The organism is Klebsiella sp. K5-306 (assembly GCF_051835185.1).
GTDB classification, from domain to species: Bacteria; Pseudomonadota; Gammaproteobacteria; order Enterobacterales; family Enterobacteriaceae; genus Klebsiella; species Klebsiella oxytoca.
In genome coordinates this window covers 134515-160667 of record NZ_JAIFJY010000007.1, presented here as the reverse complement: position 1 = coordinate 160667, position 26153 = coordinate 134515, and the positions used below count along the sequence as shown (strand labels likewise).

Here is a 26153-nt window from a genome sequence, read left to right as displayed (position 1 = left end):
GGGCGTTACTCCGTCAGGATGTTCAGGATTTTTTGCTGCAGCTCTTCAATGCCTACGCCGGATATGAAAGGCATACCGTGAACCACCGGAATGTCGCCAAAGGTTCTGTCAACCCGGGCGGTGGTGCAAATGAGGTGTGCGCCGTCCATATAGGTTTCGATTTCATTCACCCGGCACTGCACCAGGTCCAGCTCGATGCTGTGGTCCGCGCACAGATCTTTGATCTCTTCTGCGGCCATGGTCGAGGTGGCGACAGCGCCGCCACAGGCGACGATTACTTTGCGTTTCATAGGGTACCCCTTTTATTATCAGTGTCTTATAAAGCCTGAGCGTTCGGCTCTGACTCAAGGATAGAGCGCCGAAACAGCTCGGGCAGCTGCTCCTGCGAGGCAGCGAGCAATGCTTCTAGCGTGGTCGGGTTCTGTAGCTCACTAAATAACCGGCGCAGCAGCTGTAGCTGTGCAGTCGGATTTTCTACAATCAGCGCGATGATTAACGAAACGTCGATTTCGCCGTCGTCGTCAGCACGCTGAAAAGGGACCGGATTGTCCGGGCGAATCAGGTAGATAGCCGGAGACTTCGCATGTACCGCCTCGCAGTGGGGAATCGCGACCGCATGCTGCTCCAGCGCAATACCGGTTGGGAAAGTCGCTTCTCGTTCGAGCAGCGCCAGCGGATAGCTATCGTGCACGACGCCGCGCGCCAGCATCTCTTCGCCAATGTGTTCCAGCGCCTGCTGGCTGGAACGAAAATGAATGCCGGTACGAACAAACAATTGACTCATAAATCCTCTTTAACTTCAGGCGATTTCAGATGAACAGCCGTAACGGTAGGCACGCAGCACATCCTGAATTTTGTCGAGGATGAGGTCGTGCGGTACGGCGGCGAGTTCGTTTAACGACAGTCGTTCAAACTGCACGGGCATATACTGGCTGATAAGGCCCAAAGGCAGCTTAGTTTCGGTCAGGTTTGCCATTAACTTTTCCACGCTCTGGCGAATACGCGGATGCGGCCAGTAGTAGCGAATGCGATCGGACAGGCTGAAGTGAATATCCACCATTGCCTGGCTCCAGGTCGGACGATAGTACTTCTGCCAGTAGCCCGGTTCGTTAAGCATCACTTCATCAATCACTTCCATTACGCGGCTGCGAGACTCCGGAGCGACCAGTTCATTCTCCATTTGCGCGAGAGCAAAGATGGCTTCACGCAGCGCGAAGGTTAGCGCCGGCCCCACTTTCAGGATGGCGTAATGGTCGCGTACCAGCGCCCGGTAGGCCTGACGGGACTGGTAGTCAGTCGAGTGCGCTTCGTAGACCATGGGCGTGCTTTCGATCCACGCGGAGAGTGCTTTGGCTGCCTCCGGTTGGTAATGAATAATTTGCGTATGGTCGAACTCAACGCCGGGCTGCACCACGATAGCGATGACGCGATCCAGCGCGGCGTTCAGCCCCAGATTACGAAAGGCGGCTTCATGGGTTTCCAGCGTTGCCGCCGCATCCTGGGCGCGGGTCACGTGGACGCTGCCGATGGTGCTGGCTTCGCCGCCGGGAACCGGAACTTCGGTGCCGATGACGTAGGTCAGATGGCGTTTCTGCTCGTCGGTTGCGGTCTCTTCCGCAGCCTGGCACAGGCGAGCGGCGCGTTCGGCGACGACGGCCGGGTTCAGCGGCACCGGATCGTCTGCACAGGACATTGAAGCATCGAGATGGATTTTGCTGAATCCTGCGGCGACGTAGGCTTTAATCAGATCGACTGATTTTTCCATCGCTTCAGCGGCGGGTTCGCCCTGCCAGCAGTTGGGGCCGAGATGGTCGCCGCCGAGGATGATGCGTTCTGACGGGAAACCGACTTCGCGGGCGATTTTATTTACGAAATCACGGAAGTCCGCAGGCTGCATTCCGGTGTAGCCGCCAAACTGGTTAACCTGGTTAGAGGTGGCCTCGATGAGGACCTTATTGTTGGTATGCAGATCGAAACGTAGCGCGGCTTCGATGACCAACGGGTGTGCGGAACAAACTGAGCAGATGCCGATGTGTTCGCCAGCTTTGTGGCGGGAAATAATATCTTTCATTTCAAACCTCCGTTTTCTTTCGAATATATTCGTTATGTTTTGTTTTGCTCGCAAACTCCTTTGTTTTGATTTGTGATCAATCTCGAAAAAAAGAAAGGTAAAACGTAATGTTGCGAAAGTTAGAGATAAAAAAACGCTCTGGCGATGACGGCAGAGCGTTTTTAATTGTTTGAAATTTAACTAAATAATCGAGACAGCCAGCTCCGTTTAGGTTTTTCTACGGGCGGAACGGCACGCTGCGGCTGAGCGGCGATTTCGCCTAATCCGGCATTAAAGGCCGCGCCAATAGCCTCCAGCGCCTGATGAGCATCCTCTCCGCTGGCCATAAAGTGCAGCCGATGGCCCTGTTTTGCACCGAGAGAGACAACCCGCATCAGATTTTTGGCGTCAACAATGGCGGAACGCGTGTCGAGATTTTCCACCCGGATTTGCGACTGCCACTGCTTCACCGCTTTCACCAGTACCGCGCTTGGTCTCGCGTGCAGTCCGTGGGGATTGCGCAGGGTAAAGGTCGCCTCTTCGTCGAACATCGGGGGCGGTTCCGTCTCTTCTCCTCCGGCCGGGAAGATATTGCCGGCCAGTATCTCCAGCACCGCCTGTGGGCTCTCAGCGCGCGAAAGCGCTGCCGGCACGCGCTCATCGCTCAGGGCGTGGGTAAGCTGGCGGAGAATATCAAGGTGTTCGTTATCCTGGGCGGCGATGCCCACAATCAGATATGCCGTTTGTTCTTCTCCCCAATCCACACCCTGCGGGCAGGCCAGTACTTTGACACCGGTTTTCAGTACCGCATCGCGGCTCTGTGGCGTGCCGTGAGGGATCGCGATACCGTTGCCGAGGTAAGTGCTGATTTGTCCTTCACGGTCGCGCATGCCGCTCAGATAAGCGGGCGTGGTATGCCCGGCTTCGGTTAATTTGCCAACGACGCGTTGCAGCGCTTCATCTTTCGTTTTGATCGCGCGATCGAAATGGATATCTGCGCAAGTCAGTTGCATACATAGCTCCTTATTTAATAGCGCCGGCCAGCGATGTTGCTTCCAGGGCCCGCTTTTGCCACAGCCTCCAGCATCCCAGCATGACCGCGCCGCAGGCGGAACCGGCGAGAATGCACAGCACCCACATCAGTGGTTTGCTCACCAGCGGCAGGATCAGGAAGCCGCCGTGCGGAGCGGGAACCTGAATATGCAGGCTGTAGCTAAGAACCGCAGAGATGGAAGAGGCGATCATCATCATGGGGATAACGCGTAAAGGATCTTTCGCGGCGAACGGAATAGCGCCTTCAGTAATATGGGTGCAGCCGAGAATATAGTTGACCATCCCGGCGGCGCGCTCTTCTTCGCTGAACCCTTTCGGGAAGAAGGTCGTTGCCAAAGCGATAACCAGCGGCGGTGTGATGCAGGCGGCGGAAACCCCGGCCATAAAGAAGTAGTTGCCCTGGCCAAGCAGCAGCGTACCGGTGACGTAGGCGGCTTTATTCACCGGGCCGCCGAAGTCGAAGGAGCACATCGCGCCGACCACAATACCTAACAGAATCGGGTTTGCTTCCTGTAATGAACTTAGCCAGTTCATCATCGCGTTATTGATGGCGGCGACGGGTTGACCGAGGAGGACCATCATTACACCAATCACCAGCACGCCGATGAGCGGCATAATGAATATCGATTTGAGCCCTTCATACTGTCGCGGCAGGCCGTTGAGCATATTGCGGATCAGCAGCATAAAATAACCGGCGGCAAAACCGGCGATAATTCCGCCGAGAAAGCCTGCGCCGGTCGCATTGGCCAGTAAGCCACCGACGAAGCCCGCGACCATACCGGGACGCCCGGAAATAGACCAGGCGATATAGGCGGTGAAAATCGGTACCATGATTGAGAAGGCTTGTTGGCCCACTTTCATTAGCGTTGCGGCGATCGCGTTATATTGCGGCGAGTTTGGATCGGCGGAGTAGATGCCCCACAGGAAGGAGATGGCAATCAAAATCCCTCCCGCTACGACAAACGGCAGCATGTTGGACACGCCGCTCATCAGGTGCTTATAAACCTGACGGCCGAAAGACTCTTGCTCGTATTTCTCCGTTGACTCGGCGGAAGCAGAAATTCCCTGGCGACGCGCCGCCTGACCGCCGATCACTTTATTAATTAAATCGGCCGGATGGTGAATGGCTTCTTTAACCGGAACCTCAATGACCGGCAGGCCATTAAACCGCTCGGCGTTCACGTCTTTATCGGCGGCGATAATCACGCCATAAATATCTTTTAAATCCGCGGGGGTAATCGCGTTTTCAACGCCGGAAGCGCCGTTGGTTTCCACTTTAATATCGACATTTAATTTCTTTGCTGCGGTTTTTAAGGCCTCTTCAGCCATAAAAGTATGTGCAATACCCGTAGGGCAGCCGGTAACTGCAATGATTTTTTTCATAATCGGACCTTTATAATTGGACGACCTGAATTTGTTGTAATAATTCTTCTGTGCGTTGTAATTTGCCTAACCCGGCGGAAGCGGCGACATCGGCGCCGGTCGCGCTGGCTAATGCCAGAGCGTGAGTGACATCTTCTTTGTTAAGCCATTTACTGAGAAAAGCACCCAGTGCGGCGTCACCAGCGCAGGCGGAGCTGACCAGTTCAATTTTCGGTGCGGAGCAAAACCACACGCCTTCGCCGTTGGAAAAGTAGAGACCCTCGGCTCCCATCGTCAGCAGCACGTTGCGAGCGCCCAGTTGATGCAGCGTGCGCATGGCCTCACGCACCTGCTGGCGGCTACTGACGTCAAGACCGAAGATTTCCCGCAGCTCGTCATCGTTGGGTTTAATCAACAATGGCCGTAATTCCAGCAGCTGGCGCAGTACCGGATGGCTGATATCGAGAATAACTTCACAGCCTTTCTGCTGGCATAATTCAATGATTTCAGCATAAAATCGGCTTTCAATTCCCGGCGGCAGGCTGCCGCTGATCGCTAAATAATCCCCGGAAGTGACGCATTGCAGATGATGAATAACCTGTTGTTTGCACTCATCATCAATTTTTGCTCCGGGATTAACGAGTTTATATTCCTCAGCACCGTCATTAATAAAAATATTAATTCGGGTTGGCTCAGAGACCCATGCCGGCGTCACTTTAATGTTTTTCTGACGTAACTCTTCCACAATATAACGGCCAGTGAAACCACCGAAAATGCCCATAATGTGAGTGGGCTGCTGATAGTGATTTAATATCAGCGAAACGTTCACTCCTTTGCCATTCGGGCAATATTCCGTGTGCCGGGTTCGGTTCACTGCCGACGGCTTCAGCGGATCGCAAAAGATATTCATATCGATTGCAGTATTGAGTGTCAGGGTATGGATCACGACGTTGCTCCTTCGATCCGAAAATTACAGTTGTCCTTCACAGCCGCAAACGTGAATGACTTTGCGTACGATATCCTTCATCGCCGCTTTGGCCGGTTTCATATAATGACGCGGATCGTTAGCGTCTGGATTTTCCTCGAAATAGTGCTTCAGGGCATCGGAGAAGGCGATTTTCAGCTCGGTGGCGACGTTGACCTTGCACACGCCCAACGAGATTGCCCGGCGGATATCGCTATCGGCCAGACCCGATGCGCCATGAAGAACCAGAGGAACCTCAACGCGATCGCGAATGGCGGCGAGGCGGTCAAAATCGAGCTTGGGTTCTGCAGCGTACATGCCGTGGGCAGTACCGATAGCGACCGCCAGCGAGTCGATACCGGTGCGGGCGACAAATTCACGCGCCTGTTCCGGGTTGGTATACAGCGCATCTTTTGCATCGACCACGAGATCATCTTCCACACCGCCCAGGCGACCAAGCTCGGCTTCGACGCTGGCATCATAACGGTGGCTCAGTTCAACCACGCTCTTGACTAACGCGACGTTTTCTTCAAAAGGTGCGTGTGAACCGTCGATCATGACCGAGCGGATACCGGCCTGTACTTTACGTGTGATATCGGCCAGATCTTCATGGTGATCGAGGTGGACCGCTAAAGGGAGATCCCAGATCTTAGCCAGATCGCGAGCGATCGCCACCACGTTACCGGTTCCTGCATAGCTATAAGTTCCCGGGGTGCCGGCAAGGATCAGCGGAGAACGCAGCTCGGCCGCCGTCTCTACCACCACCTGCATCGTTTCCAGGTTGTGGATATTAAAGGCCGGAACAGCGTATCCAAGCCGCTGAGCTTTCAACAGCATGTTTTTACTCGAGATAATGTACATTCTTGCTCCTTAACTTTCATTTTGTAAATTTGTTTGTTGATTATACCTTCGTTTTGAAAGTAATGTAGCGATCGCTGCGCTTTGTTGTTGTGATCAATCGCACACTACTGTGATGTTATTTTAAAAATGAAAGTTATATGCTCTTGTTTGTTTTCTTTTTTAAAAGTATCTTAAAAAGCATGATTAAACATAACCTACTGAATTAAATAATTTTAATTCGTCATTCAATGCTTGAAGAAGGCCTGGCGTTTGACAATGCAGCGGGGAAATTTAAAAATGAAAGTTATTCTGGGAGAAAATAAGAAGGCACAACACTGTGGCAAAACCGTCTACAAGTCTGCTGAAAAGGCGCCTGGACATCGCGGAGATCGTGCGCAAAAACGGAGAGATCAAAGTTGACGATCTGGCTGAAATGCTGGCTGTATCTGGGGTAACGATCCGTAATGACCTGAACTACCTTGAACAGCAGGGCTACCTTAAGCGCTCGTTTGGCGGCGCAATTTACACTTCCCAGGCCGGGACTCCGATCGCCCTGGCTCCGGAGGCCCCGGTAGTAACGGATAAAGCCCTGGAGACCGAAATGGCTCGCCAGATCGCCGCGCAGATCGAAGATAGCGAAACGCTCTTTCTGGGGCAGGGGTCGATCTTACGCAAAGTGATCCCGTTTCTTGCTGGCTATGACGAGCTTTGTCTGCTGTTAAACGACCTGGCGCATGTGCCGCTGGCGCAGGAGTTTCTGAATGGGGAAACCGTGCTGCTCGGCGGCGTACTCGGGAGCAGCGGCAAAATAGTCGAAGGCGATCTGGCGCTGAACGCGCTGGGTCAATATCGCCCCTCACGAGCGCTGATCGCTGTCGACCACATTGCGGAAGATGGCACCTTGAGCGTCAGACAGGAAGCCAGCGCTCGCCTGCTGAGCGAAGCGGTGGCGCAAAGTGAGAGGGTGATTGCGGTCGTTGCGCATCGTCCGGTGTATGGCGATAAGCGCTACGCGATTGGCGACTTGCAGCAAATTAGCGGCATCGTGACGCCGCAGGTGGTCGCCGCGGAGTATCACGCCCGCCTTCTCGCCGCTGGCATGACTAACAGCTATACCAACAACGAGTGCCTGACATGGCTCAACCCTGCTTTGCAGAAGGCAAAGTAAAGGAGCGATGATGAATGTGACCATTTGCACCATCGGCGAACTACTGGTGGAGTTTCTGGCAAAAGAAGAGAACCAGGGTTTTTCTCGCCCGGGTGAATTTTGGGGGCCATATCCCAGCGGCGCCCCGGCAATTTTCGCCGATCAGGTGGCAAAGCTGGGGCTGGGCTCGGTGCTTTTCAGCTGTGTCGGCAACGATGCGTTTGGTGAAATGAATATCGCGCGGCTGGAAAGCGACGGCGTAAACGTTAATGGGATCGCCATACTGCAAAAGGCGACCACCGGCAGCGCTTTCGTGAGCTACCGTAGCCAGGCGCAGCGCGATTTTATTTTTAATATGCCGAACAGCGCCTGTGGTTTGCTAACCGCTGACCATATTGACGACCGTCTGCTTAACCAGTGCAATCATTTTCACATTATGGGCTCTTCGCTGTTTTCGTTTCGCATGATCGACGCGATGCGTAAAGCGATTGAAAATATTAAAGCGCGCAACGGCACGGTTTCGTTCGATCCGAATATCCGCAAAGAGATGCTCAACATCCCTGAAATGTCGCAGGCTTTTGAATATATCCTTGATTATACAGATATTTTTTTGCCCAGCGATGGCGAACTGGATTACTTTGGCCTCAACCCTGGGCGCAATGAGCAGGTGCTGGTGGATAAGCTTTTAAAGCGCGGCGTTAAGCACGTGGTAATTAAACGCGGCCCGCGCGGAGCGAGCTATTACAGCGCCAGAGAAACGCATCATGCTGCCGGTTTTCATGTCCCGGTTGTCGATCCGACGGGGGCCGGCGACTGCTTTGGCGCCACCTTTGTCAGCCTTTTCCTGTCCGGCGCATCGCCGCAGGAGGCGCTGAGATGGGCCAACGCCAGCGGCTCTCTGGCGATTACCCGGCGTGGGCCGATGGAAGGGACTTCCACCAAAGCGCAGATAGAGGGGTTTCTCAACGCGCATCAATAGCAGAGGTATCCCGCCCGAAGCATCACGAGCGGGATAAGTTGCTGAGCCGATCAGGTCACCGGCGCCGGGTTAAACACCGCCAGCTGATTGTGCAGGCCCCACTGATCTGAGAAAGTCTTCTTGCGGCCGCTGGCGACATCAAGAATAAATTCAAACAGCTTCAGCCCTACCTCTTCGATGGTTTCTTCGCCGGTGGCGATGGTTCCCGCATTGATATCCATTAGGTCATACCAGCGGTTTGCCAGCTCGGTACGCGTCGCCATTTTAATCACCGGTACGGCGACCAGGCCATACGGCGTACCGCGACCGGTAGTAAAGACCTGCACCGTGATCCCGGAGGCCACTTGCTGAGTACCGCAGACGAAGTCGCTCGCCGGCGTCGCGGCGTAAATCAAACCGCGTTTGGTCGGGCGCTGCCCCGGAGAGAGCACTTCGGCAATCGCGCTCTTTCCGGATTTAGCGATAGAACCCAGCGCCTTTTCTACAACGTTGGCCAGACCGCCTTTTTTATTGCCCGGGGATGGGTTGGCGCTGCGGTCGGTTTTACCCATATCAAGATAGTTATCGTACCAGGCCATCTCCTCCAGCAGGCGTCTGCCGACTTCTTCGTTGATGGCGCGCGGCGTCAGCAGATGAATCGCATCGCGTACTTCGGTGACTTCGGAAAACATGACGGTCGCCCCGCAGCGCACCAGCAGATCGGAGGCATAGCCCACCGCCGGGTTGGCGGTCACGCCAGAAAACGCATCGCTGCCGCCGCACTGCATACCGACCACCAGTTCGGAGGCCGGGCAGGTTTCGCGCTGGCGCTGGTTCAGCTTCTCCAGATGGCGCTCGGCGACCTGCAGAATGTCATCCACCATTGATTTAAAACCGACGTGCTTCTCATCCTGCAGGCTGACGATGCTGGCGCTATCTACGGGAATGCTTTTTACATCGTCGGTGCCTTCCAGCAGGCGCTCCGGCTGCAGTTTCTCGCAGCCAAGGCCAATCACCATCACTTCGCCGCCGAAGTTTGGATTGAGGGCCAGGTTATGAATGGTGCGGATCGGAACGACCGCTGCCGGAGCGTTAATCGCCACGCCGCAGCCATAAAGATGGTTCAGACCCACGACGCCATCGACGTTGGGATACTTCGGCAGCAGATCGCGTTCGATAATTTTCACTACGTAATCGACGACTCCCGCCACGCAGTGCACGCTGGTGCTAATACCGAGCAGATTTTTGGTGCCAACGCTGCCGTCGGCGTTGCGATAGCCTTCGAAGGTATAGCCTTCCAGCGGCGGCAGCGGCGCCGGAACTTTGGTCGCCAGAGGTAAGGTGTGCAGAGGCGGCGCCTTCGGCAGTTCCACCAGCGATTCGTCAATCCAGCTGCCCTGCGGAATATCGCGTACCGCGTAGCCAATCACCTCGCCATAGCGGATGATTTCACCGTGTACAGGAATATCGACCAGCGCGACCTTGTGGCCTTGCGGGATATGCTCAACCAGCGTGAGCCCGTCAGGGAAACGCGTTCCGGCTTTTAAACCTCGATCGTTAACAATAATCGCCACGTTATCCGTTTCGTGCACTTTTATATAAAACGCCGTTGGCGATTCTTGTCTAATTTCAATGTCAGCCATTGTCCAGTATTCTCCAGCAAGGTGCGAATAATAAAATAAAACGTTTATACCCGTCATATTTCAAGCTGCATTTGCGTTGGCTTTCCTCGCTCACCCCAGTCACTTACTTTAGTAAGCGCCAGGGGATTCCCTGCGTTGCCGCCTTCATGCAACTCGAAATATTTAGGGTATATTCAATTTCTGATGCGCAGATTTGTGAAATAAAGAATGTCAGGTGTTTGAATTTGAAAATGTGATCTAAATCACCCATTGCTACGCAAGAGAACCCGCACATGGGGGAAATCGCTGGAACTGTGGATCAGCGCCCATTGATTATTGCATTTGCACAACATTAGAGATAATTAAACGCCATTTACAGGTTGTATGCACAGTGTTTAACGGTCGCAAGCTGATTATACTGAGTCATGCTTGCAATGCGCCGGATGAGTAAATCGATACCTCCTGATATTGATTTCTGAATGATTAAGAATCACACCAAAATAAATAATGGAAGGTGTGTTGTACCTGAGGAATATGAGATGAGTCTGGATGCAACAATAGAACAGAAAAAAAGTGTGCCAACCCGCTATTTAATTCTGTTAATTATTTTTATTGTCACTGCCGTTAACTATGCCGACCGCGCGACGCTTTCGATCGCCGGTACCGAGGTGGCGAAAGAGCTGCAGCTGAGTGCGGTCTCAATGGGCTATATTTTCTCCGCTTTTGGCTGGGCCTACCTGCTAATGCAAATCCCCGGCGGCTGGCTGCTCGATAAATTTGGATCGAAAAAGGTCTACTCTTACAGCCTGTTCTTCTGGTCGCTGTTCACCTTCCTGCAAGGCTTTGTGGATATGTTTCCGCTGGCGTGGGCGGGCATCTCAATGTTTTTTATGCGCTTTATGCTGGGCTTCTCTGAAGCGCCATCTTTCCCGGCAAACGCCCGTATCGTCGCGGCGTGGTTTCCGACGAAAGAGCGCGGCACCGCATCGGCGATCTTTAACTCCGCGCAGTATTTCTCCCTGGCGCTGTTCTCGCCGCTGCTGGGCTGGCTGACCTTTGCCTGGGGTTGGGAGCATGTCTTCACCGTCATGGGCGTGATTGGCTTTGTGCTGACCGGCCTGTGGATAAAACTGATCCATAATCCCACTGACCATCCGCGCATGACGCAAGAGGAGCTGAAGTTTATCTCCGAGAATGGCGCAGTCGTTGATATGGACCATAAAAAGCCCGGCAGCGCGGCGGCCAGCGGTCCGAAGCTTCACTATATCAAGCAGCTGTTGACCAACCGCATGATGCTGGGCGTATTCTTCGGTCAATATTTTATCAATACCATTACCTGGTTCTTCCTCACCTGGTTTCCGATTTATCTGGTGCAGGAAAAGGGTATGTCGATTCTGAAAGTGGGTCTGGTCGCATCGATTCCGGCGCTGTGCGGTTTTGCCGGCGGCGTGCTGGGCGGCGTGTTCTCTGACTATCTGATTAAACGCGGTTTTTCCATCACCGTGGCGCGTAAGCTGCCGATCGTCCTCGGAATGCTGCTCGCTTCCACCATCATTCTGTGTAACTACACCAATAATACCGCGCTGGTGGTCACCCTGATGGCGCTGGCATTCTTCGGTAAAGGGTTTGGCGCGCTGGGCTGGCCGGTGATTTCCGATACCGCGCCGAAAGAGATTGTTGGTCTGTGCGGCGGCGTATTTAACGTATTTGGTAACGTTGCTTCCATCGTAACCCCGCTGGTTATCGGTTACCTGGTGAGCGAACTGCACTCATTCAACGCAGCGCTGGTCTTTGTTGGATGTTCCGCCCTGATGGCGATGGTTTGCTATCTGTTTGTGGTCGGCGACATCAAACGTATGGAACTGCAGAAATAATTAACGGTTAAGTGACAAGGTATAAGTGATGAATAACGATATCTTCCCGAATAAATTTAAGGCGGCCCTGGCGGCGCATCAGGTTCAGATTGGTTGCTGGTCCGCGCTGGCGAGCCCAATTAGCACCGAAGTTTTAGGCCTGGCCGGTTTCGACTGGCTGGTACTGGACGGCGAACATGCGCCGAACGATATCTCTACCTTTATCCCCCAGCTGATGGCGCTGAAAGGGAGCGCCAGCGCGCCGGTCGTTCGCGTACCGACCAACGAACCGGTGATCATTAAGCGCCTGCTGGATATCGGTTTTTATAACTTCCTGATCCCGTTTGTGGAAACGGAAGAGCAGGCGATTAACGCCGTTGCCTCAACCCGCTATCCGCCTGAAGGCATTCGCGGCGTATCCGTCTCGCACCGCGCCAATATGTTTGGCACCGTGCCGGATTACTTCGCGCAGTCGAACAAAAATATCACCATTCTCGTGCAAATCGAGAGCCAGCAGGGCGTGGATAACGTTGATGCGATAGCCGCCACGCCTGGCGTGGACGGTATTTTTGTCGGCCCAAGCGATCTGGCCGCTGCGCTGGGTCATCTGGGCAATGCTTCCCATCCGGAAGTTCAAAAAGCAATCCAGCATATTTTTGCCAGCGCGAAGAAGCACGGTAAGCCGAGCGGTATTCTGGCACCGGTTGAAGCCGACGCGCGCCGCTATCTGGAATGGGGCGCGACCTTTGTCGCCGTCGGCAGCGACCTGGGCGTTTTCCGTTCTGCCACGCAGAAGCTGGCTGACTCCTTTAAGAAATAACCACCACCGAAACTAGAGAGATAAAGACATGACAATGAAAGTTGGTTTTATTGGCCTCGGTATCATGGGTAAACCAATGAGTAAAAACCTCCTCAAGGCGGGTTACTCGTTGGTGGTTGCTGACCGTAATCCGGAAGCGATTGCCGAAGTGATTGCCGCAGGCGCAGAAACCGCCGCATCAGCGAAAGCGATTGCCGAGCAGTGCGATGTGATCATCACCATGCTGCCGAACTCCCCGCACGTGAAAGAGGTCGCGCTGGGCGAAGGCGGGATCATTGAAGGCGCGAAGCCGGGCACCGTTTTGATTGATATGAGCTCCATCGCGCCGCTGGCGAGCCGCGAAATCAGCGAAGCGCTGAAAGCGAAGGGCGTCGATATGCTGGATGCCCCGGTCAGCGGCGGCGAACCGAAGGCTATCGACGGTACGCTGTCGGTGATGGTGGGCGGTGATAAAGCGATTTTCGATAAATATTACGATCTGCTGAAAGCGATGGCGGGATCCGTGGTACACACCGGCGAGATCGGCGCGGGCAACGTCACCAAGCTGGCCAACCAGGTGATTGTGGCGCTGAACATTGCGGCGATGTCCGAAGCGCTGACGCTGGCGACTAAAGCGGGCGTGAACCCGGATCTGGTTTATCAGGCCATCCGCGGCGGGCTGGCCGGGAGCACCGTGCTGGATGCCAAAGCGCCGATGGTGATGGATCGTAACTTTAAGCCGGGCTTCCGTATCGATCTGCATATTAAAGATCTGGCGAATGCGCTGGATACTTCTCACGGCGTGGGCGCCCAGCTGCCGCTGACCGCCGCAGTAATGGAGATGATGCAGGCGCTGCGCGCGGATGGCCTGGGTACCGCCGACCATAGCGCACTTGCATGCTACTACGAAAAACTGGCGAAAGTGGAAGTCACTCGCTAACAAGAAGGGCGCGGATGCGCGCCCTGTAATTCTTGCCTTGCGCGGCACTGTCAGGCTACATAACTATGAAAATCGTAATCGCCCCAGACTCTTATAAAGAAAGCCTCTCGGCCACCGAGGTTGCTCAGGCTATAGAAAAAGGTTTTCGGGAAATTTTCCCCGATGCGCTCTACGTGAAGGTTCCTCTCGCCGATGGCGGAGAAGGTACCGTTGAGGCGATGATTGCCGCGACGCAGGGAACCGAGATGAGCGCCTGCGTGACGGGGCCGCTGGGTCTCCCGGTTGAGGCCTGCTGGGGGCTTTCCGGTGACGGCAAAACCGCGTTTATCGAAATGGCTGCGGCCAGCGGGCTGGGGCTCGTGCCGCCCGTACAGCGTAACCCGCTATTGACGACATCGCGCGGTACCGGCGAGCTGATTCTGCAGGCGCTGGATCACGGGGCGAAAAATATCATCATTGGCATTGGCGGCAGCGCCACCAACGATGGCGGCGCAGGAATGGTGCAGGCGCTGGGCGCGCGGCTTTGCGATGCCAACGGCGCGGAGATTGGCAACGGCGGCGGTAGTCTGTGTAGCCTCAATTCGATAGATATCTCCGGTCTTGATGCCCGACTACATGATTGCGCTATTCGGGTCGCCTGCGATGTCACCAATCCGCTGATCGGCGATAGCGGCGCGTCAAGAATTTTTGGCCCGCAGAAAGGGGCTACCGAAGCGATGATCCGCGAGCTGGACAGCAATCTGGCGCACTACGCCGATATTATTAAGGCCGATCTGCATGTCGATGTGAAGCAGGTTGCCGGTGCGGGCGCGGCGGGCGGTATGGGTGCCGCGCTGATGGCGTTTCTGAAGGCTGAATTACGCAGCGGGATTGAAATCGTGACCCAGGCGCTGAACCTGGAAGAGCATATCCTTGATTGTTCGCTGGTGGTGACCGGCGAAGGTCGGCTGGATAGCCAGAGTATTAACGGTAAAGTGCCGGTTGGCGTGGCAAGCGTGGCGAAAAAGTATCATAAGCCGGTGATTGGCATCGCCGGTAGTCTGACCCGGGACGTCGGTGTGGTTCACCAGTATGGGATTGATGCGGTGTTTAGCGTGCTGACCAGCGTAACGACGCTCGAAGAGGCGTTTCGCGGCGCGGCGGACAATATTTATCATGCGTCGCGTAATATTGCGGCGACATTGCAGGTTGGGATGGCGACGGAAGGATGACAACCGTCGGTAAACCCTCTATACTTCGCGCCGAAGCTGACCAGACAGTCGCCGCTTCGTCGTCGTCCTCTTCGGGGGAGACGGGCGGAGGGGAGGAAAGTCCGGGCTCCTTAGGGCAGGGTGCCAGGTAACGCCTGGGGGGCGCAAGCCCACGACCAGTGCAACAGAGAGCAAACCGCCGATGGCCCACGCAAGTGGGATCAGGTAAGGGTGAAAGGGTGCGGTAAGAGCGCACCGCGCGTCTGGTAACAGTTCGCGGCACGGTAAACTCCACCCGGAGCAAGGCCAAATAGGGGTTCACAAGGTACGGCCCGTACTGAACCCGGGTAGGCTGCTTGAGCCAGTGAGCGATTGCTGGCCTAGATGAATGACTGTCCACGACAGAACCCGGCTTAACGGTCAGCTTCAACTTTTCAGCAAAACCCCTGCCAGCAATGGCGGGGGTTTTTGCTTCTGGCTTCGGGTTGAAACACGGGGCAGATGAATGACTGTCCACGACGCTATACCCGAAAGAAAGCGGCTTAACGGTCAGCTTCAACTTTTCAGCAAAACCCCTGCCAGCAATGGCGGGGGTTTTTGCTTCTGGCTTCGGGTTGAAACACGGGGCAGATGAATGCCTGTCCACGACGCTATACCCGAAAGAAAGCGGCTTAACGGTCAGCTTCAACTTTTCAGCAAAACCCCTGCCAGCAATGGCGGGGGTTTTTGCTTCTGGCTTCGGGTTGAAACACGGGCAGATGAATGACTGTCCACGACGCTATACCCGAAAGAAAGCGGCTTAACGGTCAGCTTCCACATTCAAAGAAAACCCTCGTCAGAAATGGCGGGGGTTTTTGCTTCTGGCTTCGGGTTTGAACAAAGAACGCGGGCAGTATGTGGGAAACCGGGCTGCCATCAACCGCATGATGACTCATACGGCCATGCATTCTCCTCGCCTGGTTTTATATATTTTAAGTAAATGAATTGAATTATAGCATTCGTATTTATTATATGTTGCTGATTTAACTACATTTATACGTACTATTTCTTACATTTCGTCATTAGCTTCTGAAAAATAATAGACCGCCACATCGACGATAATTAATCAGGATACAACAATGAAATTAATGACCCGCATTGCATTAACAGCCGCTCTCGCCACTGGGTTCTCCATGGCGGCTCAGGCTGCGGATGTTAAGGCTGCACCCGCTCCGGCGCAGGACCCGATTGTCCAGCACTTAAAACTGACTAACGATCAGATAACGAAAATTAAAAGCCTGCATCAGCAGCTGGAAAAAAACGTTCAGCAGATTTCCCAGAAAGATATTAAAGACGGCGTGTTGTTTGAGGTTATTGATTCTGGAAAATGGAACGAAAAGGCGGTCAAAGAGCAGCTGGCGGCATTTAGCCAGGTAGAGCAGCAGGCTCGCTATTATCGCGTGAAGTACTATTTTGATGTGAACCAGGTGCTGACGCCAGAACAGCGTAAGCAGGTACAAAAAGACTTAGCTCAGGAGCTGAGTGAGTAAATCCATCGGCCCCGCGCCCGGGGCCGATATTTGCATCAGGCGACGCTCTCTTCTTCCTGGAGCCGTATCTCCGCTTCCGCGACGATCGCCTCCAGCTCGCTTAACATCTCTTCATAGCCAAAACTCATCGTAGTGACGGTTTCCGATTGCGGCTGTTGCGCCGATAGCGCCACTTTTTTTGTTTTCTTCTTGCCCACTGACATACTCCCTTACTGCCGTTGTTACACTGGTAAATCTATCAGCAAAGCGCGCAGCGGCGTATCAGCAACGAGGGTAATGTTAGCTTCGTCACGAATAAAAGCGCCATCGCCGCAGGTCAGAGCCTGCTTCTCTTCTTCCTGCACCCGCGCATGCACCGTACCGTGAATCGACTGCAGGTAGGCGCGGGGGCCGTGAAGCTGCACGTTAAGCTGCTCGCCTTTCGCCAGGTCGATATGGTGGATCCATACCTGCTGGCGCAGCTGGAGGCTATGCTGGCTGCCGTCCGGCGAAGCCAGCAGCTGCTGCGATCCGGCGGCGATAGCGATTTTTTGCACCAGCGGGTTTTCGTGCTGTGGACAGGCATCCAGCCACAGCTGCATTCGCGTCAGCGAGCGATCTTTACTCAGGTTATGCTCGCTGTAGCTTACGCCAGGCTGAGTTGATATCAGCAGCGCTTCGCCGGCTTTTGCCTGAATATGGTTGCCATCGCTGTCGCGGTATTCCGCTTCACCTTCCAGAATCAGGTTCAGAATGTCGACTTTCGGGTAGGTCCGCGGCTGAAACGACGCGCCGGGCGCCAGAATTTCCTGATTGAGCACGCGCAACGATGCGTAGCCCAGCAATTTAGGGTCGAAGTAGTGGCCAAAGGAAAAGGTGTAGCGGGCCTGCAGCCAGCCGAAGTCTGCTTGACCGCACTGTTTGGCTGTTCGGGTTGTAATCATCTTCTTGACCTCTCTTTACACTAAATCAATGGTAAAGGTATGGACGCTGTATTGTTAGCCAGATATTCTGCCCGGTATATTCAAATTTCCTGAATGAGACTGCGATGGCTAAAGAGAGAGCATTAACGCTGGAAGCATTGCGCGTTATGGATGCAATTGACCGACGCGGAAGCTTTGCGGCGGCGGCCGATGAGCTGGGTCGGGTGCCTTCAGCGCTGAGCTATACCATGCAAAAGCTGGAAGAGGAGCTGGACGTCGTGCTGTTTGACCGTTCAGGTCATCGAACAAAATTCACTAACGTGGGCCGAATGTTGCTGGAGCGCGGGCGCGTACTGCTGGAGGCGGCCGATAAGCTGACGACGGATGCCGAAGCGCTATCGCGCGGTTGGGAAACGCACCTCACTATCGTCACCGAGGCGCTGGTGCCCACCACCGACCTTTTTCCTTTAATTGAAAAGCTGGCGACCAAATCGAATACTCAACTGTCGATTATTACCGAAGTACTGGCCGGGGCATGGGAACGCCTTGAGCAGGGGCGGGCGGATATTGTCGTTGCGCCGGATATGCATTTTCGCTCCTCTTCGGAAATCAACTCCCGCAAGCTCTATTCGGTGATGAGCGTCTATGTAGCCGCGCCGGATCACCCTATTCACCAGGAGCCGGAGCCGCTTTCTGAAGTTACGCGCGTTAAGTACCGCGGCGTGGCGGTCGCGGATACCGCCCGCGAGCGCCCGGTGTTGACCGTGCAGCTGCTCGATAAACAGCCGCGCTTAACCGTGAGCACCATCGAAGATAAGCGTCAGGCGCTGCTGGCAGGATTGGGCGTTGCGACGATGCCGTATCCGCTCGTAGAGCAGGATATTGCCGAAGGGCGTCTGCGGGTGGTCAGTCCGGAATACAGCAACGAGATCGACATTATTATGGCCTGGCGTCGCGACAGCATGGGTGAGGCGAAGTCATGGTGTCTGCGGGAAATCCCGAAGCTGTTTATGGGAAGATAAAACAAAATGCGCCCCTTTTTTGTCGAGGGGCGCATCGTTAGTAAGAAGTCGGTTTAGGATCCGGCCCGAAGCGATTATTTCCTGGGGTGCCGTTCTGGCAATTGAATACCAGGATCACCAGCCAGCCGATAACGGGAATCAGCAGCAATAACAGCCACCATGCCGAGCGGTCGGTATCGTGCAATCGACGGAACTGCACGGCCCACCACGGTAAGAATATCAGCACGCCATAGATAGTGGTCAGAATCCCTTCTCCTCCGGCGCGCTGCCATCCCAGCATCTTATCAATGATGCTGAGTACGCCGGTGAGGATGATGTTGACCAGAATAAACATCCAGTACTCTTTGCGCCGGGCGCGGCCGCCAAATCCAATGTAGTTTTTTAATACTTTAAGATACCAGTCCATTTCTACGCCTCTGTTAACCGTCAATCACTTGTTTTTAAAGCGATCGAAATAAGAATAGACGTGAATGAAATGATGGTAAATATTTGTTTTGTGAATTATTGGGCGCAGCAAATCGCGCCCAATTGCCTAGCGGAAACGAAGATCGCGGCCGTGAGGTTCGTTAAGATCCTGCTGCGGACCAACGGAGATAATCCCGGTCGGGTTGATGGTTTTATGGCTACGGTAGTAATGGTTGCGGATATGGGCGAAGTCCACCGTTTCCGCAATGCCCGGCATCTGGTAGATATCGCGCAGGAAGCTATACAGGTTGAGGTAATCGCTGATGCGGCGTTTGTCGCATTTAAAGTGGGTCACGTACACCGGATCGAAACGAACCAGGGTGGTCCACAGGCGAATATCAGCTTCCGTCAGTTGGTTACCCGTCAGGAAACGATGCTGGCCAAGGATTTGCTCCAGACGCTCCAGAGCGGTAAACACTGCATCAACCGCTTCATCATAGGCCTGCTGGCTGGTGGCGAACCCGGCTTTATAGACGCCGTTATTCACATTATCGTAGATCCAGCCGTTCAGCTCATCAATCTGATCGCGCAGCTCAGGCGGGTAGTAATCTCCTGCGCGGGCGCCCAGCCCGTCGAAGGCGGTATTAAACATGCGGATGATTTCCGCCGACTCATTGCTGACGATGGTGTGCTGCTTTTTGTCCCACAGCACCGGCACCGTAACGCGCCCGCTGTAGTGGGGATCGGCATGCAGATAAAGCTGATAAAGATATTCGTGCTGGTAGAGCGTATCGCCGGTGGCTGCCGGGAAGCTATCGTCGAAAGTCCAGCCGTTCTCGAACATCAAGGGATTAACCACGGAGACGGAGATAAACGGCTCCAGTCCTTTCAGGCTACGCAGAATTAAGGTGCGATGCGCCCATGGGCAGGCAAGAGAAACGTACAGATGATAGCGATCTTTCTCCGCAGCGAATCCGGCTTCGCCGCTTGGGCCCGGCGCGCCGTCGGCGGTTAACCAGTTGCGAAAGGCGGAAACAGAACGCTTAAATCGCCCTCCGGTGGATTTGGTGTCATACCAGGTGTCGTGCCAGACGCCGTCAACTAATTGTCCCATTATTTCCTCCTTTATACCCGTCATACTTCAAGTTGCTTGTGCGTTGGCTTTCCTCGCTCACCCTTTCAGGGCCAGCGCAAGCGCTGTTCAAAACGGTTAACCGTTTTGTCCTGCAACTCGAATTATTTAGGGCATAGATAATAAAAGCGAGGAGATGTCTCCTCGCTTTATATTTATTCAGTATAGTGCGCTTACCACTTTTTATTCAGTACGCGGTCGATACTAAAGGCGCCTGGACCGGTGATAGCCAGCAGCAGGAAGCCGCCCGCGATGGTCAGGTTTTTCATGAACATCAGCGAGTTCACGCCTTCAGCAAAGTTGCTGTGGAACAGGAACGCGGTCAGCACGGTGAAGCCGGCGGTGAACAGCGCGGTAGTGCGGGTCAGGAAACCGAACAGGATTGCCAGACCGCCGCCGAATTCAAGCAGGATCACCAGCGGCAGCATAAACCCAGGGACGCCCATGGCTTCCATATATTGTTGTGTACCCGCATACCCGGTAATTTTTCCCCAACCTGCGGTAATGAACAGAATGGGCATCAGAATGCGCGCTACCAGTACACCAACATCTTCTAATTTTTTCATTTCCTACTCCAGAAAACCCAAAGGGCGGCGATTTTGTTTTTCAAAGTAATCCAGCGTGTTACGCGGGGTTGCTGTCGATGGAGTGAATATTAGCGGGGCCGTGACGGAATTGTTAGCAAGGAAAACTGTAGATCTTCTTCAAAGATTCTGAGTGATTATTGATAAACCAAATGAATAGAAGAACCGCTATAGCGGCGCTGGAGATGAGAAAAGAAGAAAGGAGAAGCGATGCGGCTGTCATGAAATTCAAGGAGGAAGCAGGCCTGCTCATGATGCCGGGAGGCGGCTGGCGCCTGACCCGGCTTATATCATTCCGCTATGAACATTAGCCTCAGCGTGATGACGACTGGCGCAGCAGATTGCGGGCCATCCGCCAGGTGCTCCAGATACCGAGGCTGCGTTTTGCCCAGCGCATCAAAAAGCGCGGATGACGAACTGACCATATTGCCACGAGGCCGCTGCCGACCATTGCCCATGAACGCAGATTCAGCAGGGTATTCCAGCCCCGATCAATGGGCGCAGTTGCCTCAAGCCAATGGCGGTGGCTGGCGCTAAGGTCCAGCCGCTGCTGTTGGATCAGGCGCAGCAAAAGCGCTTTTTGTCGTTCGCGTTCCTGCTGTTCGCGGCTCATGGCTTATCGTCCTCCAGCAATGCGCGGTCGTTTGCCAGCTCCTGACGCGTGAAGCGCAGGAACGTTGAACGTCGGGCTTTGCGTAAGGTCCAGATACCGCCAATGAGCGCTGCCAGCAGCAGAACCGCCGTGGTGCCGATCATCACGTTTAATCGATATTGCGCATCGACCGCCCAGATGATCAGAACCAGCATGCTCATCAAACCAAACGCGGCGAACAGCAGCGTCAATCCGAGCATCAGGAATAGCTGGATGAGGTTGGCTTTCTCCTCTTCCAGCTCCACGACGACCAGGCGCAGGCGCGTTTCCACCATCTCAACCAGCAAAGTGACGATGCGCTGACCGATGCCGAAAACGCTTTGTCCGGGGCCTTGCGTGCTTTTAGAATTCGCCATAATTAACGACGCGTCAGCAGGACACCCAGCACCAGCCCGACGGCAGCACCAATCCCCACGCCGGTCCACGGGTTTTCACGGACGTATTCATCTGCACGCGCAGCGGTTTCTCGCGTCTGCTTCATGAGAGCGTCGCTGGTTTCACCCAGGCGTACACGGCTTTCCTTCAGCGCGCTTTCAGCTTTACTACGTAGCTTACCGATCTCTTCTTTCGACTTATCCGTGGAGGAGTTCAGCACTTCTTCCAGGGTATCAGCCAGCGTCTTCAGTTCCGCACGCAGGTCTTCTGCAACGTTATCTTTAGCCATGTTTATCTCCTGTTAAAGTGGTCCATATTGGTCTTGCTTAAGCGATTAGTACTCGCGAGATTGCAGCTCTTTCAGTTCTTGCTGCGCTTCTTCAAGTTTACGCTGGCGCTTGCTGATTTTATCAGCATCGCCTTTCTGTTCGGCTTCGCGCAGGTCGTTGCGGCGTTCGGCAATTTCTTCCTGCTGTTTGGCGATTTTTTTCTGGTGATCGGCTTTGAGCTGGCTGTCGCTGCAGTGAGCCTTCACTTCGCTCAGCGCCTTTTTCAGACCGTCAATACGATGCTGGTTATTATGCTTTTCTGCATAGCTGATCTCCCGCTGGATATCCTGCTCTTTTTCCTGGCAAGGGGAGATGGCAAAGGCGCTGGCGCTAAGTGATGACAGAACCAGGAGCAAAGCGATGCGGTGTTTCATGGATACTACCTTCCATTGTGCGGGGGAATAACCCCGATCCAGTTGATAAACGTGAGTCTGGTGACTTCCGCAAACTTAATGATAGTAAGTAAACCGGGAAATCACCAAACCGGGTGAAAATATTCGGAATTTTCGTTGATTACCCGAATCTGTGTGGCGTATCGCGCAGGCGGGAAATCCAGGCCGTCGGCGAATCATCGTCTTCCACTAAAGCGATAATATAACCATGCGGCAGAGCGCGACCCAAAACTTCTTTGGCGGCGGCTCCCTGAGCGCTGGAGTCAAACTTGATGAGCAGACCGTCATTCTGTGGCGTAATGCTCTTAAAACGGATGCCGTTGGCATCGAGATGGTGCCAGACGGAAAAACCGTCCGGCATGCTAATACCCTGGCTAACGGGACGAATAGCCAGGGTTGATTCCTGCTGCTGCACGGTGAGCCAGAGCCAGAACAGGCCGCACAGGAGTAACGAACCGCCCAGCATCCAGCTTATCTGACGTAGAGAGGCGCGCTTTATCGCCATTGTCAGCCCCGGCTCCTGTATTTTTTCTTCCACAGGACGATCAGCGAGCCAATCAGGCCGAATACCAGCAGCGCGACGGGCAGCAGCATCAGGCAGGACATCAGCTGATCTTCATATTTCAGGAATACCGGCGTTTTCCCCAACAGATATCCCAGCGAAGTCAGAATCAGCACCCACAGCAGCCCGCTCATCCAGTTAAAAAACTGGAAACGCGCGCTGCTCAGGCCCGACAGGCCGGCAATGGTCGGCAGCAGCGTGCGCACGAAAGCGATAAAACGGCCAATCAGCAGGGCGGAAAGCCCGTGCTTATGGAACAGATGATGCGCGCGCTGGTGGTAGTGCGAAGGGAGATGCGACAGCCAGTTTTGTACGATACGCGTATTGCCCAGCCAGCGGCCCTGAATATAACTTAGCCAGCAGCCCAGGCTTGCCGCCGCGGTAAGTAGCAGCAGCGTTTGTGGAAAACCCATCGCGCCTTTGGCAATCAGTACGCCCACCAGAACAAGCAGGCTATCGCCTGGTAAGAAGGCGGCGGGCAGCAGACCGTTCTCAAGGAATAAAATCATAAATAAGACAAAGTACAGCATGCCAATCATGGAGGGATTAGCGAGAGTTTCGTAATCCTGAGCCCACAAGGCATTCAATAATTGGGTTAATAGTTCCATTCACGATTCCTGGTACATCGGTTAACGGCACGTCTGAACGCGGCATATGCATGGCGACATAGCTTCTTATTGGATTATGGTCGCTACTGCGCTCTGAACGGTTCCCTGTTTAAAAGTGAAGTAAGCAAAAGCTTACTCTCAGAACGACAAAATGCATCTAATTGTAACAAACCCGCTGACTTTACGTCAGAGAAATTGCAGTTTGTTGCATTCTGATTTTGCTGATTGCGGCGGAGGGTGGCGAGTGTATTTACACAGGCTGACACTATATATGCTTTGCTTACCCTGAGGGCTTTTCGGGCAGCGCAGGAGTTGCTGCCCGGCAGGGAGATAAAGGGCTATTTTGCGCCGTTGGCGGCCGTATCGAGATGAACTACCGGATTATCGGCAAACAGGTAGCGATCGGCATTGAATTCAAAGTCATCGCTGGTTTCATTGAATAACATCAGCTTGGTATTTTCCAGATGCTGCCACATGGCCAGCTTAGCCGCATGGGGATCTTTGCGAATCAGCGCTTTCAGAATTTGATCGTGATCGTCGCACCAGTTATCGACGGTACGCGAGTCGATATGGTCATGCAGCTTTTTCCAGTACGGGTTATGTACGCGCTGGGTCCACATCTTTTCCACGATAGCGGCGAGGGCGGTGTTTTGCGTTGCCAGCGCCACCTGCACATGAAACTGAAGATCCCATTCGGAATCGCGAAAACACTTCTCTTTACGCGCTTTTTCCTGGATTTCCATCAACTTCATGATGTCCTGCTTGGTCACCTGAGTGGCGGCGAATTCGGCAATGTTGCTTTCGATCAGCTGGCGGGCCTGCAACAGCTCAAAAGGACCATAATTGGCGAATTCCAGCGATTCATCGGCAATTTGCTGATGTTTCGGATGATTGGAGATAACGTGGATACCGGAACCTTTGCGGACTTCAACGTAGCCTTCAACTTCCAGCATAATGATGGCTTCGCGAACGACGGTACGACTTACGCTTTTTTCGTCAGCGATAAACCGCTCTGCGGGTAGCTTATCGCCTACAAGGTAGACACCTTGTTCAATACGCGTCTTAAGCTCAGCGGCAAGCTGCTGATACAAACGACGCGATTCAGTGATTTCCATATTCGCTCCCGGGAGATGGCGACAATATTGGATTTGTTATACCACTTTTACGCGCTTCTCACCACAAGAAGAAATGAAAAAGCCGCCTTCATCAAGGCGGCTTCGGGAGGGGGGAGCCCGCGTTTAACTAGCTTTGCGTGGCAGGCTTACTGGTTTCCAGCGGAGTGCTGTCGTCATCCGCAGATTTATTTTTCAGTACGGTCCAGATGACCACCGCGCCCAGCACATCGAAGATGGCCAGTACGGCGAACAGCGGGCTAAAGCCGATAGTATCCGCCAGCGCGCCAACCACCAGGGCAAACATGGTGCTGGCCAGCCATGCGGCCATGCCGGTCATACCGTTCGCGGTTGCCACTTCGTTACGACCAAATACGTCGGAAGAGAGCGTGATCAGCGCACCGGACAGCGCCTGGTGAGCAAAACCGCCGACGCACAGCAGGGCGATAGCGACGAACGGGCTGGTGAACAGACCGATCATCCCTGGGCCAATCATCAGCAGCGCGCCCATCGTCACGACCATTTTACGGGAAACAATCAGGTTCACGCCAAACCAGCGCTGGAACAGCGGCGGCAGGTATCCACCGATAATACAGCCGAGGTCGGCAAACAGCATCGGCATCCAGGCGAACATGGCGATTTCTTTCAGGTTAAAGCCGTAGACTTTAAACATGAACAGAGGGATCCAGGCGTTAAAGGTCCCCCATGCCGGTTCGGCAAGGAAACGCGGCAGGGCGATACCCCAGAACTGACGGTTACGCAGAATCTGCCACGGAGACATTTTCTTGCCGTTGTTAGTCTGGTGATGAGACTCCTGGCCACCGATGATGTAGTCGCGTTCTTCGTCAGTTAATTTTTTCTGATCGCGCGGGTGTTTATAGAACACCAGCCACGCCATTGCCCAGGCAAAGCTCAGTACGCCGGAGATGATAAAGGCCATCTGCCAACTGTGCATAACGATAGCCCAAACCACCAGCGGTGGAGCAATCATAGCGCCGATAGAGGAGCCGACGTTGAAGTAGCCGACGGCGATAGAACGCTCTTTCGCCGGGAACCATTCGGAACTGGCTTTCAGACCCGCCGGGATCATTGCCGCTTCGGCGGCACCCACCGCGCCGCGCGCCAGCGCCAGACCGCCCCAGCTTCCCGCCAGCGCGGTAGAGCCGCAGAACACGGCCCAGGCGATAGCAAAGAAGGCATAGCCGATTTTGGTACCTAAAATATCCAGCACGTAGCCGGCGACAGGCTGCATGACGGTATAGGCAGCGGAATAGGCCGCGATGATATAGGAATACTGTTGGGTGGAGATGTGTAACTCTTCCATCAGAGTCGGCGCAGCTGCCGCCACAGTGTTACGCGTCAGGTACCCCAGCACGGTGCCTAAGGTCACCAGTGCGATCATGTACCAACGTAACCCTTTAATTTTACGCATGTAAACCTCATCGTTTGTTATATATCCGCAGCGGGTGCGGCTATCTTCTTGCCTGTAACGGCGGCGAAGAAGGTGAAACGGAGGGTTCAGGAGAGGAAACCTCGTATGGCCCGAACCTTGCCATTAACTGTTGTGTCTAATTCGGTGTCCATACCGGTAAATCCGACGTGATATTTCGTCGGTAATGCATTCCGTCGGTTTATATGTTTCGACGGCAGCAAGATAACTTGTCATACAACTTCAAAAGTTGAGTGACGTCACAAAAGTGGGAAAGTTTGTGTGGGCATTCGTTCATGCGAGAAAGGCCAGAGCTGGCGCGCTCTGGCGGGCCGTTTACTC

Annotated in this window: 29 protein-coding genes and 1 other RNA gene; 9 read left to right on the top strand and 21 right to left on the bottom strand. The window is 54.1% G+C overall.

What is annotated here, in order from left to right; genetic code table 11:
* Positions 1–5: 5 nt before the first annotated feature.
* The 7 genes from gatB to K2184_RS13235 all read right to left on the bottom strand — a co-directional run bounded on the left by gatB (position 6) and on the right by K2184_RS13235 (position 6290).
* A complete protein-coding gene (gene gatB / locus K2184_RS13265; RefSeq protein ID WP_004106023.1) occupies positions 6–290 on the bottom strand; it encodes a PTS galactitol transporter subunit IIB in 285 nt (94 codons plus the stop codon).
* Positions 291–316: 26 nt separating this feature from the next.
* Positions 317–784 (bottom strand): PTS galactitol transporter subunit IIA, encoded by a 468-nt coding sequence (gatA, locus tag K2184_RS13260; RefSeq protein WP_016809840.1) that lies wholly within the window; start codon positions 782–784, stop codon positions 317–319.
* Between the two features lie 15 nt (positions 785–799).
* Entirely contained in the window at positions 800–2071 is a 1272-nt protein-coding gene (gatZ, locus tag K2184_RS13255; RefSeq protein WP_004106019.1) for a tagatose-bisphosphate aldolase subunit GatZ, read from the bottom strand.
* A 176-nt stretch (positions 2072–2247) separates the two neighbouring features.
* Positions 2248–3063: an HPr family phosphocarrier protein gene (locus K2184_RS13250; protein WP_004115756.1), complete on the bottom strand. Its 816-nt coding sequence runs from the start codon at positions 3061–3063 to the stop codon at positions 2248–2250.
* 10 nt (positions 3064–3073) lie between these two features.
* Complete coding sequence (locus tag K2184_RS13245) at positions 3074–4486, bottom strand: PTS fructose transporter subunit IIC (protein ID WP_004115754.1); 1413 nt, start codon at positions 4484–4486, stop codon at positions 3074–3076.
* Between the two features lie 10 nt (positions 4487–4496).
* On the bottom strand, positions 4497–5411 hold the full coding sequence (gene pfkB, locus K2184_RS13240; protein ID WP_004115752.1) for a 1-phosphofructokinase: 915 nt from the start codon (positions 5409–5411) through the stop codon (positions 4497–4499).
* A 24-nt stretch (positions 5412–5435) separates the two neighbouring features.
* Complete coding sequence (locus K2184_RS13235; RefSeq protein ID WP_004106011.1) at positions 5436–6290, bottom strand: tagatose bisphosphate family class II aldolase; 855 nt, start codon at positions 6288–6290, stop codon at positions 5436–5438.
* A gap of 352 nt (positions 6291–6642) precedes the next feature.
* Between K2184_RS13235 and K2184_RS13230 the strand changes: the two genes are divergently transcribed.
* Both K2184_RS13230 and K2184_RS13225 read left to right on the top strand, forming a co-directional pair.
* Positions 6643–7437, top strand: a complete 795-nt coding sequence (locus K2184_RS13230; protein ID WP_163524817.1) for a DeoR/GlpR family DNA-binding transcription regulator — start codon at positions 6643–6645, stop codon at positions 7435–7437.
* 10 nt (positions 7438–7447) lie between these two features.
* Positions 7448–8395, top strand: a complete 948-nt coding sequence (locus K2184_RS13225) for a sugar kinase (RefSeq protein ID WP_004106007.1) — start codon at positions 7448–7450, stop codon at positions 8393–8395.
* Between the two features lie 50 nt (positions 8396–8445).
* Here the strand turns inward: K2184_RS13225 and garD are convergent, their stop codons facing one another.
* Positions 8446–10017 (bottom strand): galactarate dehydratase, encoded by a 1572-nt coding sequence (garD, locus tag K2184_RS13220; protein WP_004106006.1) that lies wholly within the window; start codon positions 10015–10017, stop codon positions 8446–8448.
* 518 nt (positions 10018–10535) lie between these two features.
* Here garD and garP point away from each other — a divergent pair.
* From garP to K2184_RS13190, 6 genes are all read left to right on the top strand, one after another.
* Complete coding sequence (gene garP / locus K2184_RS13215; protein ID WP_004106004.1) at positions 10536–11870, top strand: galactarate/glucarate/glycerate transporter GarP; 1335 nt, start codon at positions 10536–10538, stop codon at positions 11868–11870.
* A 28-nt stretch (positions 11871–11898) separates the two neighbouring features.
* Positions 11899–12669, top strand: a complete 771-nt coding sequence (garL, locus tag K2184_RS13210; protein ID WP_004106001.1) for a 2-dehydro-3-deoxyglucarate aldolase — start codon at positions 11899–11901, stop codon at positions 12667–12669.
* Between the two features lie 28 nt (positions 12670–12697).
* Positions 12698–13588 carry a 2-hydroxy-3-oxopropionate reductase gene (gene garR / locus K2184_RS13205; RefSeq protein ID WP_004105999.1) on the top strand — a complete coding sequence of 297 codons (891 nt, stop codon included), beginning with the start codon at positions 12698–12700 and terminating at the stop codon, positions 13586–13588.
* A gap of 65 nt (positions 13589–13653) precedes the next feature.
* The gene (gene garK / locus K2184_RS13200; protein WP_163524791.1) at positions 13654–14799 is read left to right on the top strand and encodes a glycerate 2-kinase; all 1146 of its coding nucleotides are present in this window, start codon (positions 13654–13656) and stop codon (positions 14797–14799) included.
* Between the two features lie 32 nt (positions 14800–14831).
* An RNA gene (rnpB, locus tag K2184_RS13195) (RNase P RNA component class A) lies at positions 14832–15210 on the top strand.
* 686 nt (positions 15211–15896) lie between these two features.
* On the top strand, positions 15897–16307 hold the full coding sequence (locus tag K2184_RS13190) for a Spy/CpxP family protein refolding chaperone (protein WP_023330073.1): 411 nt from the start codon (positions 15897–15899) through the stop codon (positions 16305–16307).
* Between the two features lie 35 nt (positions 16308–16342).
* Here K2184_RS13190 and K2184_RS13185 read toward each other — a convergent pair whose 3' ends face one another.
* Positions 16343–16510: a hypothetical protein gene (locus K2184_RS13185; RefSeq protein ID WP_016808040.1), complete on the bottom strand. Its 168-nt coding sequence runs from the start codon at positions 16508–16510 to the stop codon at positions 16343–16345.
* A gap of 18 nt (positions 16511–16528) precedes the next feature.
* A complete protein-coding gene (locus K2184_RS13180; RefSeq protein WP_004105987.1) occupies positions 16529–17230 on the bottom strand; it encodes a pirin family protein in 702 nt (233 codons plus the stop codon).
* A gap of 104 nt (positions 17231–17334) precedes the next feature.
* On the opposite strand from K2184_RS13180, the gene K2184_RS13175 reads away from it, so the two are divergent.
* Positions 17335–18231 (top strand): LysR family transcriptional regulator, encoded by an 897-nt coding sequence (locus tag K2184_RS13175; protein WP_004105985.1) that lies wholly within the window; start codon positions 17335–17337, stop codon positions 18229–18231.
* A gap of 37 nt (positions 18232–18268) precedes the next feature.
* On the opposite strand, the gene K2184_RS13170 is transcribed toward K2184_RS13175, so the two are convergent.
* From K2184_RS13170 to K2184_RS13120, 11 genes are all read right to left on the bottom strand, one after another.
* On the bottom strand, positions 18269–18637 hold the full coding sequence (locus tag K2184_RS13170; protein WP_004105984.1) for a DUF805 domain-containing protein: 369 nt from the start codon (positions 18635–18637) through the stop codon (positions 18269–18271).
* A 126-nt stretch (positions 18638–18763) separates the two neighbouring features.
* Positions 18764–19750 (bottom strand): glutathione S-transferase family protein, encoded by a 987-nt coding sequence (locus K2184_RS13165; protein ID WP_070556304.1) that lies wholly within the window; start codon positions 19748–19750, stop codon positions 18764–18766.
* 191 nt (positions 19751–19941) lie between these two features.
* Positions 19942–20334 carry a DoxX family protein gene (locus K2184_RS13160; protein ID WP_004105982.1) on the bottom strand — a complete coding sequence of 131 codons (393 nt, stop codon included), beginning with the start codon at positions 20332–20334 and terminating at the stop codon, positions 19942–19944.
* 331 nt (positions 20335–20665) lie between these two features.
* Positions 20666–20965, bottom strand: coding sequence for a YqjK-like family protein (locus K2184_RS13155; RefSeq protein WP_004105981.1), 300 nt, complete (start codon positions 20963–20965; stop codon positions 20666–20668).
* A complete protein-coding gene (locus tag K2184_RS13150) occupies positions 20962–21360 on the bottom strand; it encodes a phage holin family protein (protein WP_004105980.1) in 399 nt (132 codons plus the stop codon). Before K2184_RS13150 ends, K2184_RS13155 begins: the two co-directional genes overlap by 4 nt.
* 2 nt (positions 21361–21362) lie before the next feature.
* Positions 21363–21668, bottom strand: a complete 306-nt coding sequence (locus tag K2184_RS13145; protein WP_004105979.1) for a DUF883 family protein — start codon at positions 21666–21668, stop codon at positions 21363–21365.
* Positions 21669–21713: 45 nt separating this feature from the next.
* On the bottom strand, positions 21714–22082 hold the full coding sequence (locus tag K2184_RS13140) for a DUF1090 domain-containing protein (protein ID WP_004105978.1): 369 nt from the start codon (positions 22080–22082) through the stop codon (positions 21714–21716).
* Positions 22083–22221: 139 nt separating this feature from the next.
* Positions 22222–22599: an EnvZ/OmpR regulon moderator MzrA gene (gene mzrA, locus K2184_RS13135; RefSeq protein WP_160886235.1), complete on the bottom strand. Its 378-nt coding sequence runs from the start codon at positions 22597–22599 to the stop codon at positions 22222–22224.
* Between the two features lie 8 nt (positions 22600–22607).
* Positions 22608–23270, bottom strand: coding sequence for a DedA family general envelope maintenance protein YqjA (yqjA, locus tag K2184_RS13130; RefSeq protein ID WP_004105976.1), 663 nt, complete (start codon positions 23268–23270; stop codon positions 22608–22610).
* Positions 23271–23608: 338 nt separating this feature from the next.
* Complete coding sequence (gene exuR, locus K2184_RS13125) at positions 23609–24385, bottom strand: transcriptional regulator ExuR (RefSeq protein ID WP_004105974.1); 777 nt, start codon at positions 24383–24385, stop codon at positions 23609–23611.
* 127 nt (positions 24386–24512) lie between these two features.
* Positions 24513–25814: an MFS transporter gene (locus K2184_RS13120; protein ID WP_004115725.1), complete on the bottom strand. Its 1302-nt coding sequence runs from the start codon at positions 25812–25814 to the stop codon at positions 24513–24515.
* Positions 25815–26153 lie beyond the last annotated feature (339 nt).